Here is a 13,843-nt window from a genome sequence, read left to right as displayed (position 1 = left end):
TATGTCCGGATGTAAGTAAATGTTTGCCTGGTCGAGTATAGGGAAAGCGTCTGCGGAGGGAAGCGTAAAATGCTGGATTTTACGTGTTGCGTCATGTTTTTTAACTATTGATTAACGAAAGTGCCGGGTGGCGTTGCGCTTACCCGGCCCACGAGGTGTCGTTGTAGGCCCGGTAAGCGCAGCGCCACCGGGCAAAACGCACTAAGCCTGCTGCTTCTTATCGTGCTGGCGGTTAACCCAGGTATTGATGATCAGCGTCACGATCAGAATGCCAAACACCACGCCGAGCGAAATGGCGATCGGGATATGGTAGAAATCGACGATCAGCATTTTAATACCGATAAACACCAGGATCACCGACAGGCCGTACTTCAGCATTGAGAAGCGCTCCGCCGCGCCTGCCAGCAGGAAGTACATGGCGCGCAGGCCGAGGATGGCGAACAGGTTAGAGGTCAGGACGATGAACGGGTCGGTGGTCACCGCAAAAATGGCCGGAATGCTGTCCACGGCGAAAATCACGTCGCTCAGCTCAACCAGGATCAGCACCAGCAGCAGCGGGGTGGCAAACAGCAGGCCGTTCTTGCGTACGAAGAAGTGCTCGCTCTCGATCTTGTCGGTCATGCGCAGATGGCCGCGGATCCACTTCACCAGCGGGCGATCGCCTATCGCAGAGCCGTCCTCTTTCGCCAGCGCCATTTTGACCCCGGTGAACAGCAGGAACGCGCCGAAGACGTACAGCAGCCATTCGAACTGAGTAATCAGCCAGCTGCCAGCGAAGATCATGATGGTACGCAGGATAATCGCGCCCAGCACGCCGTAGACCAGCACGCGGCGCTGCAGGGCCGCAGGTACGGCGAAGTAGCTGAACAGCATCAGCCAGACGAAGACGTTATCGACCGCCAGGGCTTTTTCAATCAGATAGCCTGTGAGGAAGGCGAGGGCCTGAGGATCGGCCACCGCGCGGCCTTCGGTCGAGGCCAGATACCACCAGAAGGCGGCACAGAAGAGCAGGGAGAGGGTGACCCACACCAGCGACCAGGCCGCAGCCTGTTTCATGGTCATGCCGTGCGCGCCGCGACGCCCCTGTAAAAAGAGGTCGATCGCCAGCATGATGAGCACGACAACCGCGAATCCGCCCCACAACATGGGAGTGCCGACAGAATGCATACTATTTTCCTTACACATAAAAAACAAAAACGGCCATGGTCAGAAGACGATAGCCGTTAGCTTTTTATGCATAGACCTCGCCTTCCGGCAAGGTCTCACTTACAACCACGAGGGTTGCCCGGCGACCGGATGCGGTATTGCACGCATCGTAATGACGATCCACCGACGAAGAAGTTACTCCCCTTTGCAGGTAACAAAATATGTCAGACCATTGGTTTCGTCAATGGTCTGCGCCGTTTCATTACACAGCTTTACGCGATAACTTCCGCGCTCACGCCGTCTGCCGGGAACACCACGCCGGTCTGACGGCGGATCTCCGTTTGCAGCTTCGCCGTGGTGCGGCTCACCGCAAGGCCTGGGTGATTCACTTCGTTGTCTTCCACCAGACGGGCGAAGACCTCTGCCTCATAGAGCATAGTGTTTATATGCTGAGGCTGCGTCAGCTCCTGAGCTTTGCCGCCGCGCGGCACAAAGCTCACCTTCTGGCACTCGGAGATCTTCTCGATGACCAGCGAGCCCGCTTCGCCCTGAATTTCGCTCGGCAGGACAGAGTCGCTCACCTTGGAGTGCTGCAGCGTCACGCTGAAATCACCGTAATCCAGCACCGCGACACCGTGCGCATCCACGCCACTCTCCAGCAGGCTGGCGGTGGCCGTGACGCCGTGCGGCTCGCCCCACAGGGCCACGGCAGAGGCCAGGCAATAGAAACCGATATCCATAATCGAGCCGTTAGAGAAGGCCGGATTAAAGGTGTTCGGGTTCTCGCCGTCGAGATAGCGCTGGTAGCGCGACGAGTACTGGCAGTAGTTGATAAACGCTTTGCGCACTTTGCCCACCTTCGGCAGGGACTGCTGCAGCAGCAGGAAGTTCGGCAGGCTGGCGGTTTTGAAGGCTTCGAACAGCACCACCTGGTTTTCGCGGGCAAGCGCAATGGCGGCTTCGACTTCATCGATGTTCGACGCCAGCGGCTTCTCGCAAATCACATGCTTTTTATGGCTGAGGAACAGCTTCGTTTGCGGGAAGTGCAGGGAGTTCGGGCTGGCAATATAGACCGCGTCAATGGCGTCGCTTTGCGCCATCTCATCAAGCGAGGTGAAGAGATGCTCGACGAGGTAGTCGTTGGCAAAACTCTGCGCCTGCTCAAGGCTGCGGGAATAGACTGCGGTAAGTTTCAGTTTGCCGGTTTCGTGGGCGGCGTCGACGAACTGGCGCGTAATCCAGTTCGTTCCAATGACTGCGAAACGTATCATAAACGTTTACGTACTCCGTAGCGGGGAACCTTTAGCCACTGTAGCACGTCATCATGACAATTCGCGTGCGCTATTCCGCATTACCTTTTAACGATAAATGCGTAAGCCACAGCCGGGTATCAAACTCCAGCTGGTGGTACTGCGGCTCCATATGGCAGCACAGGGAATAGAACGCTTTGTCGTGCTCTTTTTCTTTCAGGTGTGCCAGCTCATGGACGACGATCATCCGCAGAAAGGCTTCCGGCGCGTTGCGGAAAACCGTCGCGACGCGGATTTCGGCCTTTGCCTTCAGCTTGCCGCCCTGCACGCGGGAGACGGCGGTGTGCAGGCCGAGCGCGTTTTTCAGCACGTGGATCTTGTTGTCGTACATCACCTTGTTGATCGGCGGGGCGCTCTTCAGATACCGGTTTTTCAGATCCTGCGTATACTGCCAGAGGGCCTTATCGGTCGCGAAATCGTGGGTGCCGGGGTAGCGTTTTTCCAGCACCGCGCCCAGCTTCTGCTCGGCAATCAGGCTGCGAACCTGAGTCAGTAAATGCTCCGGGTAGCCCTGGAGATAAGTAAGTTGGTTCATCAACGCCCCAAATCGACAATAAAACGGGTATACTCACGCACCCTTTTCAGGGATACGCCAAATTTTACCATTCAGGAGGGCCGATGAGCCACTTAGACAACGGTTTCCGTTCACTCAACCTTAAACGTTTCCCGGAGACGGACGACGTTAACCCGCTTCAGGCGTGGGAAGCGGCGGATGAATATCTGCTGCAGCAGTTGGATGACACTGAAATCCGCGGCCCGGTTTTGATCCTGAATGACGCGTTTGGCGCCCTGGGCTGTGCGCTGGCGGAACACACGCCGTACAGTATCGGCGACTCCTACCTGAGCGAGCTGGCGACGCGTGAAAACCTTCGCCATAACGACATCGAAGAGTCCAGCGTGAAGTTCCTCGACAGCACTGCGGACTACCCGCAGGCGCCGGGCGTGGTGCTGATCAAAGTGCCAAAAACCATGGCGCTGCTGGAGCAGCAGCTGCGCGCGCTGCGTAAGGTCGTCACGCCAGAAACCCGCATCATCGCGGGTGCCAAAGCGCGCGATATTCATACTTCGACGCTGGAGCTGTTCGAGAAAGTCCTTGGCCCGACCACCACCACGCTGGCCTGGAAAAAAGCGCGCCTGATCAACTGTACGTTCGCCGCCCCTGAGCTGGCTGACGCGCCAGAAACGCTGAGCTGGACGCTGGAAGGGACCGACTGGACCATCCATAACCACGCGAACGTCTTCTCCCGCACCGGTCTGGATATCGGCGCGCGCTTCTTTATGGAACATTTGCCGGAAAATCTGGAAGGTGAGATTGTCGATCTTGGCTGCGGCAACGGCGTGATTGGCCTGACGCTACTGGCGAAGAACCCGGAAGCCAGCGTGGTGTTCAGCGACGAGTCGCCGATGGCGGTGGCCTCCAGCCGTCTGAACGTAGAAACCAACCTGCCGGACGCGCTGGACCGCTGCGAGTTTATGATCAACAACGCGCTGTCGGGGGTAGAGCCGTTCCGCTTCAACGCCGTGTTCTGCAACCCGCCGTTCCACCAGAAGCACGCCCTGACGGATAACGTCGCGTGGGAGATGTTCCACCACGCGCGCCGCTGCCTGAAAATCAACGGCGAGCTGTACATCGTGGCGAATCGCCACCTGGACTACTTCCACAAGCTGAAGAAGATTTTCGGTAACTGCGTCACCATTGCGACGAACAATAAGTTTGTGGTGCTGAAGTCGGTGAAGCTGGGACGTCGTCGTTAAGATTGTTTTGCCCGGTGGCGCTTCGCTTACCGGGCCTACAATGGCCTCGGACCCGTAGGCCGTGCAAGCGCAGCGCCGCCCGGCAATGTTCTAGATCATCAGAGCTAATTTCGTCCCCTGCACAATCGCGCGCCGCGCATCCAGCTCCATCGCCACGTCACACCCGCCAATCAGATGCACCGTTTTACCGGCCTCGCGCAGCGGATCGGCCAGATCGCGCTTCGGCTCCTGCCCGGCACATAAAATCACATGATCCACGCGCAGCAGCTGCGGCTCGCCGCCGATCGTGACGTGCAGCCCTTCGTCGTCGATCTTCTGATAGCTGACCGCCGGGATCATCTTCACCCCGCGTGAGAGCAGGGTAGCGCGGTGGATCCAGCCGGTGGTTTTGCCCAGCCCTTCGCCCGGCTTGCTGGCTTTACGCTGCAGCATCACGATCTGACGCGGGCTTTTTGGCAGCTGCGGCCCTTCGGGGCGCAGTCCGCCGGACTGGCTGAGGCTGGTATCAATGCCCCATTCGACGCAAAACTCGGCAATGTTCTGGCTGGTCGCCTCGCCCGGCTGGCTCAAATACATGGCGGTATCAAAGCCGATCCCGCCGCAGCCGATAATCGCCACCTTCTCGCCAACCGGTACTTTGTCACGCAGCACGTCGAGATAGCTCAGCACTTTTGGATGATCGATACCCTCGATCGCAGGCGTGCGCGGTACGATCCCGCTCGCCAGGATCACCTCATCGAAATCAGTCAGATCCGCCGCGTGGACAAACTGGTTAAGCCGCAGCTCGACGCACGTCAGCTCGATCATCCGGCGGTAGTAGCGCAGCGTTTCGTAGAACTCCTCTTTGCCGGGGATCTGTTTGGCGATATTAAACTGCCCGCCAATCTCCCCCAGCGCATCAAACAGCGTCACGCTGTGCCCGCGCGAGGCGGCATTGACCGCAAACGCCAGGCCCGCAGGCCCTGCGCCGACAACCGCCAGGCGTTTTTTCGCTGTCACCGGGATCACCGGCATTTTGGTTTCGTGGCAGGCGCGCGGGTTGACGAGGCAGGAGGTCACTTTCCCGACGAAGATCTGATCCAGGCACGCCTGATTACAGCCAATACAGGTGTTGATCTCATCCGCACGGCCGCTTTGCGCTTTGGACAGCAGCTCGGCATCGGCCAGGAACGGGCGCGCCATCGAGACCATGTCGGCATCGCCGCGTGAAATCACATCGTCCGCCACCTGCGGATCGTTAATGCGGTTGGTGGTGACCAGCGGAACAGACACTTTCCCTTTCAGCCTGCGCGTCACCCAGCTGAACGCCGCGCGCGGCACCGGCGTGGCGATGGTCGGAATGCGCGCCTCGTGCCAGCCGATGCCGGTGTTGATAATGGTGGCCCCCGCGGCTTCTATCGCCTGCGCCAGCTGCACGGTTTCGTCAAACGTGCCGCCGCCCTCCACCAGGTCGAGCATCGACAGGCGGAAAATAATAATAAAATCCGCGCCCGCACGTTCGCGCACGGCGCGCACGACTTCTACAGCAAAGCGCATCCGGCGGGCATAGTCACCGCCCCATTCGTCGTCGCGCTGGTTGGTGCGGGCAGCCAGAAACTCGTTAATCAGATAGCCTTCAGATCCCATCACCTCAACGCCGTCGTAGCCCGCTTCACGCGCCAGCGCCGCGCAGCGGGCGAAGTCGTCAATCAGCGCCAGGATCTCGTCGTGGCTCAGGGCATGCGGAGTGAAGCGGTTAATCGGCGCCTGAATGGCTGATGGCGCGACCAGATTCGGCTGATAGCTGTAGCGTCCGGTGTGCAGAATTTGCAGGGCGATTTTACCGCCCTCGTTGTGTACCGCGTCGGTCACAATGCGGTGGTGCGGCAGCTGTGACGCATCGTTCAGCACCGCGCCGCCCTCCATGCCGACGCCGGAAGGGGCAGGGGCCACGCCGCCGGTGACGATCAGCGCTACCCCATGGCGGGCGCGTTCGGCATAGAAGGCTGCCAGACGCTCGGCCCCGTCCGGATGCTCCTCCAGCCCGGTGTGCATCGAGCCCATCAACACGCGGTTTTTGAGTGTGGTGAACCCCAGATCGAGGGGGGCGAATAACGACGGGTAGCGGCTCATAGTCTCTTCCAGTGTAAAATTATTGTTATGTGGTCGGATGAGTTACTAATTTAGCCAGCGGCAGCGGAAAGGTAAAAGCGGGATCGAATGATTGTGATAGATCTCAAAGAACCTTCCCCCCACCCTAACCCTCTCCCCGGAGGGGAGAGGGGACTGGCCGGTGCGGCCTTAAAGAATCAACTCGATCTGGTTTTTTCCCTTTCCCCTATGGGGAGAGGGGGATGGGTTTTTACTAACCCCGGCGCCTGCCACATCGACGTCGTCAACCCGCTGTCCACCAGCCCGAGCTGGTCCGCATATACCGCCTGCCATTTCTGCATCATGCCGTCGTACAGTTCGCGATGTACCGGGTTTGGCGTGAATTCGCGGCTCCATTTCACCAGCCGCTCGCCCGTCGAGGCCATATCTGCAAACAGCCCCGCGCCAACGCCTGCCGCAATGGCGCAGCCCAGTGCCGTAGCCTCTTTGACCTCCGGCACGCGCACCGGCAGGCCGGTGACGTCGCTTAAAATCTGACTCCACAGCGCACCTTTCGAGCCCCCGCCCGCAAAGACCAGGCTTTCAAACGTCACGCCGGAGAAGTTGGAGATCTGCGCCAGGTTACAGGCCGAGACGATCGCCGCGTTCTCCTCCAGGGCGCGGAACAGCGTCGCTTTATTGCATTTTTCCGGGTCGATGGAGAGGTTAATAAACGACGGCGCGGCGTGGTACCACTGCTTAAAATGCATGGCGTCGGAGAAGATTGGCATCACCCCGTGGGAGCCCGCCGGCACCCGGCTGGCCATCTCTTCCAGCAGAGAATAGGTGTCCATCCCCATCCGCTCGGCAATCAGCTTTTCCTCGGCGCAGAATGCGTCGCGGAACCAGCGCATGGTCAGCCCGGTAAAGAAGCTGATCGACTCCGCCTGCGCCATGCCGGGAATCACGTGCGGGTTCACCCGAATGTTCATGCCAGGGTCGGTGCGCACCTGCGGCAGGTTCACGACCTGCTGCCAGAAGGTCCCACCCAGCACCGCCGTTTGTCCGGCGCGGACTACCCCCAGACCCAGACAGCCCAGCTGCACGTCGCCGCCGCCCATGACGACCGGCGTGCCTTCGCGCAGGCCGCTTTGCTGTGCGGCCTCTCGGGTGATAGCGCCCAGCACGGTGCCGGTCTCTTTTACCGGGGAGAGAATATCGGCGCGCAGCCCGGCCATGTCCAGCAGCGCCGGACGCCAGTCGCGGGAGAAGAGATCCAGCATGCCGGTGGTGCCCGCGTTAGACGGGTCGACCGCCAGCTCGCCGGAGAGCTTCGCTGCCAGCCAGTCGCTGATCATGGTGATGGTGGCGGCGCTGCGGTAAATATCCGGACGATGGTGTGCCAGCCACAGCAGGCGCGGCATCGCGCTCAGCGCCAGCGTCTGGCCGGAGACGTCATACACTTCGGATTCAAAATGGTTGTCGTGGATCTCTTTGAGTTCGGCCACCTCGCGGCTGGCGCGGGCGTCAACGTTGGCGCAGGCCCAGATGGCCTCGCCGTTGCGGTCGTAAAGCACTATCCCTTCGCGCATGGAGCAGCAGGCGACGGACTGAATATCCGCCGCGCCCAGATTCGCGCGCGTCAGCGCCTGATGAATGCACTGGCAGGCCAGCCGCCAGTTGGTGTCGAGGTCGAACTCCATCGAGCCCGGCACGTTCTCCACGCTCAGGTGCTTCCACTCGGCCTGGCCGACGGCAATCTGGTTGCCCTGCAAATCGAAAATCACGGCGCGAACGCTGCCGGTCCCTGCATCTAACGCTAAAAGGTAACTCATGAGCTTGCCTCGCTGTTAGCGCAGGGCGGGCTCTTACTTGGCCAGAGCCAGCACCGCGCGGGCTGTCGTCTCCTCCGTCACCAGGCCATTGATACGGCGACCCTTCAGTGCGGCATAAATCGCATCGGCTTTCTCTTCCCCTCCGGCCACGCCAACGATGGTGGGCAGCTGCGCCAGCTCATCAAGCGAGACGCCGAGTAATTCTTTATGGATCTCCAGCTCCTCGACGCACTCCCCTTCGGCATTGAGGAAATAACCGAGAATATCGCCGACCGCGCCTTTGCGGGCGTACATCAGCTGTTCACCTTCGCTGATGTAGCCGGAGCGCAGGATCGTGGCATCGCGGCGCTGGTTGACTGAACCAATACCCACCACCGCGACGTCGGCAGCGGTGGCCGCGAGGATCACGTCCCGCACGCTGGTTTCGCGTTTTAAGATCCCGGCCACCTCTGCGGAAGACACGCGAAGCGGGGCGGGGATCATGCTGACGCTGCAGGCCGCGTCCAACTGGCCGATACCGGTCATGTACGGCCCGACGCCGCCGGAGAGCGTCACCAGGCGGATCTGCTGTGAGCTGATAAATCCGCTCAGGTGCTGCAGGCTGCTCATGGTGGTTTCACCGAACCCCACCGCCAGCAGCTGGCCGGGTTCCAGCACGCCCATCAGCGACTGTGCTGCGCCAATGCCCAGCCGTACGTTCATCGGCGGCGTGTTTAAGGCAGGCATCACGCGCACCAGCTTCAGGCCAAAGCGCTGCTGCAGCTCGGTTTCCAGCGCCAGACAGCCCTCGTAGCGGGAGTTGATCTGCACGCGGATCACCCCGGACTGACGGCCTTTCTCAAGCAGACGGGAGATTTTTAATCGCGGCAGCCCGAGGCGTTCGCCGATATCGTTCTGGGTCAGCCCGTCGTGGTAGTAACACCAGGCCACGCGCGCCACCAGCTCCTCTTCCGCCAGCGCCAGCCCGGCAAACCGTCCTTCTTCCGCAGTGCGTTTATCGCTCATAGTTGAACTCTTATAAAAATTTAGATCATATGTTCGTAATGGCGCGAAGGGAAAGTGTGAGCCACGCGACAAAACGGATCATTTCGATCGTTTCTGGTTTATCTGAATCTCAATCGATAAAACTGTGATCCCTGCACGGTTGTAAATATAGTTCACCGTCTACGCTTTTGAACATTATTAAATCTAAAAATCATTTGTTCAATAGCGGAGCGATGATGACCTCACTTCTCGACGCGCGGAATATCAGCAAGCAGTTCTCAGGCGTGCCGGTTCTAAAAGGCATTGATTTCACGCTGCTTGCGGGCCAGATGCACGCGCTGATGGGCGGAAACGGCGCAGGAAAATCGACGCTGATGAAGATCATCGCCGGGGTCGAGACGCCGGATGATGGTGAACTTTCCGTCGAGGGGCAGTCATATGCGCGGCTGACGCCCGTGCAGGCGCACAGGCTCGGCATTTACCTCGTGCCGCAGGAGCCGCTGCTGTTCCCCAACCTGACAGTGCGGGAAAATATCCTGTTCCGCCTGCCGCGCGAGCGCGATCGGGAAAAGCGGCTGGCGGAAAAACTTGAGCAGTTGCAGTGCCAGCTCAACCTCGACGCCGCCGCCAGCACCCTGGAAGTGGCGGATCAGCAGATGGTGGAGATCCTGCGCGGATTAATGCGCAACGCCCGGATCCTGATCCTCGACGAACCTACGGCCTCCCTCACGCCGGGCGAAACCGAACGGCTGTTCCGCCAGATCCGCGCCCTGCAGGCACTCGGCGTCGGGATTGTTTTTATCTCCCATAAGCTGCCGGAAATTCGCGTGCTGTCGAGCCACGTCTCGGTGATGCGCGACGGCGCGGTGGTGCTGAGCGGGGAAACCGCGCAGTTCGACGATAACGCCCTGATTGCCGCCATGACGCCGGTGAGCCGGGAGAAATCCCTGAGCGATACGCAAAAGCTGTGGCTGGCGCTGCCGGGCAACCGTCGCACCCAGCCGCAGGATTTCCCGGTGCTGCGGGTGGAGGATCTCACCGGGGAAGGGTTTATCGATCTGAGCCTTGAGATCTACGCCGGGGAGATCGTCGGCCTGGCCGGGTTGGTAGGCTCCGGACGTACCGAGTTTGCCGAAACCCTTTACGGCCTGCGGCCGGTACGCGGGGGACGCATCTGGCTGGAGAACCAGGAGATCGCCAACGAGCCGGTGCGCTCGCGGCTAAACAGAGGCCTGGTCTACCTGCCGGAAGACAGGCAGGTGTCCGGCCTGTTCCTCGACGCGCCGATCCGCTGGAACACCGTGGCGCTGAACGAGCCGTCGCTCTGGCAGCAGCGCAAGCGGGAGTCTGCGGTCGTGGAGCGCTATCACCGGGCGCTGGGGATCAAGCTCAACCATGCGGATCAAACCGTGCGCACGCTCTCCGGCGGCAACCAGCAGAAAGTGCTGCTGGCGCGCTGTCTGGAGGCCAATCCTTTACTGCTGATCGTCGATGAACCGACGCGCGGCGTGGACGTCTCGGCGCGTGCCGATATCTACCAGCTCATCAAAAGCGTGGCGGCGCAGAACGTGGCGGTACTGATGATCTCAAGCGATCTTGATGAGTTTCCGGGCCTCGCGGACCGCGTGTTGGTGATGCACCAGGGCGTGCTCAGCGGCGAGCTGCCGCGCCATGCCGTCAGCCTCGATCGCATGATGGCGCTGGCGTTTGGAGGGCAAGCATGAAGATCTTACTGAAAAACCGCGAGCTGAGCGCGTTTCTCGCCATTCTGGCGCTGTTCGCCGTGCTGGTGGCGCTGAACCCGTCCTACTTCAGCCTGCAGACGCTGGGGATGATTTTCGCCAGCTCGCAGATCCTGATCCTGCTGGCCATCGGTGCGGCGCTGGTGATGCTGACCCGCAATATCGATGTCTCCGTCGGCTCCACGGTCGGGCTCTCCGCCATTGCCGTCGGCGTGGCGCTGAACGGCGGCTACAGCCTGCCCGTTTCCATTCTCTTCGCGCTCATGGTTGGCGCGCTGGCCGGGGCGTTCAACGGGTTGCTGGTGGTGGGGCTGCGCATCCCGGCGATCGTCGCCACCCTCGGCACGCTGGGGCTGTACCGTGGAGCGATGCTGCTCTGGACCGGCGGAAAGTGGATTGAGGGGCTGCCGCCGGGGCTGAAATCGCTCTCTGAGCCTGCGGCCATCGGCGTGTCGCCCCTTGGCATGGTGGTGTTGATTATCGTGGTCACCGGCGCGTGGACGCTGTCGCGCACCGCGTTCGGGCGTGATTTCTACGCGGTGGGGGATAACCTCGCCGCCGCGCGGCAGCTGGGCGTGGCGGTGAACCGCACCCGCATGAGCGCCTTTACCCTGAACGGCATGCTGGCGGCCTGCGCCGGGATTGTCTTTGCCGCGCAGATTGGCTTTGTGCCCAACCAGACCGGAAGCGGGCTGGAGATGAAGGCTATCGCCGCCTGCGTCCTCGGCGGCATTTCGCTGTTGGGCGGTACGGGCACGCTGATCGGCGCGTTGCTCGGCGCGTTCTTCCTCACCCAAATCGACACCGTGCTGGTGCTGTTCAGGCTTCCTGCTTGGTGGAATGATTTTATCGCCGGGCTGGTGCTGCTGGGCGTGCTGGTGCTCGACGGGCGTCTGCGCCAGGCGCTGGCGCGGCATCAGCGGGCGCTGAAGTATGGTCGCTTCCAGCCGGGTAACAGAGGGGGAAAGCACGTCACCCCCTTTCCCAAACGCAAAAAAGAGGTGGCGTAAATGAGGCTTAACTGGGAAAGCGCGCTGCTCATTTTGCTGGTGCTGGAGATCCTGCTCTTCGGCGCCATCAACCCGCGCATGCTCGACATCAACATGCTGTTATTCAGCACCAGCGATTTTATCTGCATTGGCATCGTGGCGCTGCCGCTGACGCTGGTGATTATCAGCGGCGGGATCGACATCTCCCTCGGCTCGACCATCGGCCTGTGCGCGATTGCGCTGGGGGTGATGATGCAGGCCGGGTGGCCGATGGCGGTCGCCGTTCCGCTGACGCTGCTGCTGGGACTGCTGTGCGGGCTGGTAAACGCGGCGCTGATCCACTACACCGGCATCAGCCCGCTGGTGATTACCCTCGGCACGCTCTACCTCTACGGCGGCGGGGCGCTGCTGCTCTCCGGCATGGCGGGGGCCACGGGCTACGAAGGCATCGGCGGCTTCCCGGACAGCTTTACCGCCTTCGCTAACCTCACGGTATTTGGCCTGCCGATCCCATTGGTCTTGTTCGCGGCTATCACCGTCTTCTTCTGGCTCATTACCCACCGCGGGCGCTTTGGGCGCCATCTGTTCCTGATTGGGCAGAATCCGCGCGCGGCGCGCTATGCGGCGCTGTCGGTGAACGGCATGCCCTACGCGCTGTACGGACTGGTGGGCGTAGCCTCGGCGATTGCCGCGCTGGTAATGGTCTCCTATTTCGGCTCCGCGCGTTCGGATCTGGGGCGCGATTTACTGATGCCCGCGCTCACCGCCGCCGTGCTCGGTGGTGCCAATATCTACGGCGGGTCAGGTTCGGTTGTCGGTACGGCGCTGGCGGCGCTGCTGGTGGGGTACCTGCAACAGGGTTTACAGATGGTCGGCATCCCCAACCAGGTGTCGAGCGCGCTGTCAGGGGCGCTGCTGGTTGTGGTGGTGATGGGACGTTCGCTGAGTCTGCACCGCGAATGGGTGCGATCTCTCTTTAGAAAACTATCCGGAGCGTAAGATGAAAACAAAACTGCTCGTCCTGGCAATGGCTCTCAGCTTCGCTTCGGCGCAGGCGGCGGACCGCATTGCCTTTATCCCGAAGCTGGTGGGCGTCGGCTTCTTCACCAGCGGCGGCAACGGCGCGAAAGAGGCGGGGAAAGATCTTGGCGTGGACGTCACCTATGACGGTCCGACCGAGCCGAGCGTCTCCGGTCAGGTGCAGCTCATCAATAACTTCGTCAACCAGGGCTATAACGCCATTATCGTCTCCGCCGTGTCGCCGGACGGGTTGTGTCCGGCGCTGAAGCGCGCGATGCAGCGCGGCGTTAAGGTTCTGACCTGGGACTCCGACACCAAACCGGAGTGTCGCAGCATCTACATCAACCAGGGGACGCCGGAACAGCTGGGCGGCCTGCTGGTGGACATGGCGGGCAAGCAGGTCACCAAACCGAATGCCAAAGTGGCGTTCTTCTACTCCAGCCCGACCGTCACCGATCAGAACCAGTGGGTGAAAGAGGCGAAGGCCAAAATCGAGAAAGATCATCCGCAGTGGCAGGTCGTCACCACCCAGTTTGGCTATAACGACGCCACCAAATCGTTGCAAACCGCCGAGGGGATCTTAAAAGCGTATCCGGATCTGGATGCGATCATCGCCCCGGACGCCAACGCCCTGCCTGCCGCGGCGCAGGCGGCGGAGAACCTGAAGCGGGAAGGGGTGGCGATTGTCGGCTTCAGCACGCCAAACGTGATGCGTCCGTACGTTGAGCGCGGCACGGTGAAGGCCTTTGGCCTGTGGGATGTGGTGCAACAGGGCAAAATTGCGGTCAATGTCGCCGATCGTTTGCTGAAAAAAGGCGATCTTAATGTCGGCGACAGCGTGGACGTAAAAAACATCGGGGCGCTGAAGGTCGAGCCGAACAGCGTGCAGGGCTACCAGTATGAGGCGAAGGGCAACGGCATCGTGCTGCTGCCGGAGCGGGTGGTGTTCACCAAAGAGAACATCAGCAAATACGATTTCTGACGGGGGAGCA

The 13,843-nt window shown here is 60.8% G+C and carries 11 protein-coding genes; 5 read left to right on the top strand and 6 right to left on the bottom strand.

Annotation, left to right across the window (positions count from 1 at the left end):
* Positions 1-201: 201 nt before the first annotated feature.
* From KGP25_RS21330 to KGP25_RS21320, 3 genes are all read right to left on the bottom strand, one after another.
* Entirely contained in the window at positions 202-1,167 is a 966-nt protein-coding gene (locus KGP25_RS21330; protein WP_021242367.1) for a TerC family protein, read from the bottom strand.
* 251 nt (positions 1,168-1,418) lie between these two features.
* Positions 1,419-2,417 (bottom strand): Gfo/Idh/MocA family oxidoreductase, encoded by a 999-nt coding sequence (locus tag KGP25_RS21325; protein WP_045910061.1) that lies wholly within the window; start codon positions 2,415-2,417, stop codon positions 1,419-1,421.
* A 70-nt stretch (positions 2,418-2,487) separates the two neighbouring features.
* The gene (locus tag KGP25_RS21320; RefSeq protein WP_024906411.1) at positions 2,488-2,991 is read right to left on the bottom strand and encodes a M48 family metallopeptidase; all 504 of its coding nucleotides are present in this window, start codon (positions 2,989-2,991) and stop codon (positions 2,488-2,490) included.
* An 83-nt stretch (positions 2,992-3,074) separates the two neighbouring features.
* On the opposite strand from KGP25_RS21320, the gene rlmG reads away from it, so the two are divergent.
* Complete coding sequence (gene rlmG / locus KGP25_RS21315; RefSeq protein ID WP_048225022.1) at positions 3,075-4,211, top strand: 23S rRNA (guanine(1835)-N(2))-methyltransferase RlmG; 1,137 nt, start codon at positions 3,075-3,077, stop codon at positions 4,209-4,211.
* A 90-nt stretch (positions 4,212-4,301) separates the two neighbouring features.
* Here the strand turns inward: rlmG and KGP25_RS21310 are convergent, their stop codons facing one another.
* From KGP25_RS21310 to lsrR, 3 genes are all read right to left on the bottom strand, one after another.
* Positions 4,302-6,323, bottom strand: coding sequence for an NADPH-dependent 2,4-dienoyl-CoA reductase (locus KGP25_RS21310; RefSeq protein ID WP_223539601.1), 2,022 nt, complete (start codon positions 6,321-6,323; stop codon positions 4,302-4,304).
* A gap of 176 nt (positions 6,324-6,499) precedes the next feature.
* Positions 6,500-8,116 (bottom strand): autoinducer-2 kinase, encoded by a 1,617-nt coding sequence (gene lsrK / locus KGP25_RS21305; protein ID WP_223539600.1) that lies wholly within the window; start codon positions 8,114-8,116, stop codon positions 6,500-6,502.
* Between the two features lie 33 nt (positions 8,117-8,149).
* Complete coding sequence (gene lsrR, locus KGP25_RS21300; protein ID WP_003862617.1) at positions 8,150-9,121, bottom strand: transcriptional regulator LsrR; 972 nt, start codon at positions 9,119-9,121, stop codon at positions 8,150-8,152.
* A 215-nt stretch (positions 9,122-9,336) separates the two neighbouring features.
* Here lsrR and lsrA point away from each other — a divergent pair, with 215 nt between their 5' ends.
* From lsrA to lsrB, 4 genes are read left to right on the top strand one after another with little or no spacing between them, the layout of a single operon-like run.
* Positions 9,337-10,824, top strand: a complete 1,488-nt coding sequence (gene lsrA, locus KGP25_RS21295) for an autoinducer 2 ABC transporter ATP-binding protein LsrA (RefSeq protein ID WP_223540594.1) — start codon at positions 9,337-9,339, stop codon at positions 10,822-10,824.
* Positions 10,821-11,852: an autoinducer 2 ABC transporter permease LsrC gene (gene lsrC, locus KGP25_RS21290; RefSeq protein ID WP_223539599.1), complete on the top strand. Its 1,032-nt coding sequence runs from the start codon at positions 10,821-10,823 to the stop codon at positions 11,850-11,852. The genes lsrA and lsrC overlap by 4 nt, the downstream gene beginning before the upstream one ends.
* Positions 11,853-12,830 (top strand): autoinducer 2 ABC transporter permease LsrD, encoded by a 978-nt coding sequence (gene lsrD, locus KGP25_RS21285; protein WP_167213333.1) that lies wholly within the window; start codon positions 11,853-11,855, stop codon positions 12,828-12,830.
* 1 nt (position 12,831) lies between these two features.
* Positions 12,832-13,833: an autoinducer 2 ABC transporter substrate-binding protein LsrB gene (lsrB, locus tag KGP25_RS21280; protein WP_223539598.1), complete on the top strand. Its 1,002-nt coding sequence runs from the start codon at positions 12,832-12,834 to the stop codon at positions 13,831-13,833.
* Positions 13,834-13,843: the final 10 nt, after the last annotated feature.

This window comes from Enterobacter sp. JBIWA003, assembly GCF_019968825.1.
Lineage (GTDB): Bacteria > Pseudomonadota > Gammaproteobacteria > Enterobacterales > Enterobacteriaceae > Enterobacter > Enterobacter quasiroggenkampii.
This window is presented reverse-complemented; position numbering and strand designations above follow the sequence as displayed.

Bases quoted from the DNA above. Each gene is read 5' to 3' on its own strand.
- KGP25_RS21330 (WP_021242367.1), bottom strand. From the start codon at position 1,167: ATGCATTCTGTCGGCACTCCCATGTTGTGGGGCGGATTCGCGGTTGTC.
- KGP25_RS21325 (WP_045910061.1), bottom strand. From the start codon at position 2,417: ATGATACGTTTCGCAGTCATTGGAACGAACTGGATTACGCGCCAGTTC.
- KGP25_RS21320 (WP_024906411.1), bottom strand. From the start codon at position 2,991: ATGAACCAACTTACTTATCTCCAGGGCTACCCGGAGCATTTACTGACT.
- rlmG (WP_048225022.1), top strand. From the start codon at position 3,075: ATGAGCCACTTAGACAACGGTTTCCGTTCACTCAACCTTAAACGTTTC.
- KGP25_RS21310 (WP_223539601.1), bottom strand. From the start codon at position 6,323: ATGAGCCGCTACCCGTCGTTATTCGCCCCCCTCGATCTGGGGTTCACC.
- lsrK (WP_223539600.1), bottom strand. From the start codon at position 8,116: ATGAGTTACCTTTTAGCGTTAGATGCAGGGACCGGCAGCGTTCGCGCC.
- lsrR (WP_003862617.1), bottom strand. From the start codon at position 9,121: ATGAGCGATAAACGCACTGCGGAAGAAGGACGGTTTGCCGGGCTGGCG.
- lsrA (WP_223540594.1), top strand. From the start codon at position 9,337: ATGACCTCACTTCTCGACGCGCGGAATATCAGCAAGCAGTTCTCAGGC.
- lsrC (WP_223539599.1), top strand. From the start codon at position 10,821: ATGAAGATCTTACTGAAAAACCGCGAGCTGAGCGCGTTTCTCGCCATT.
- lsrD (WP_167213333.1), top strand. From the start codon at position 11,853: ATGAGGCTTAACTGGGAAAGCGCGCTGCTCATTTTGCTGGTGCTGGAG.
- lsrB (WP_223539598.1), top strand. From the start codon at position 12,832: ATGAAAACAAAACTGCTCGTCCTGGCAATGGCTCTCAGCTTCGCTTCG.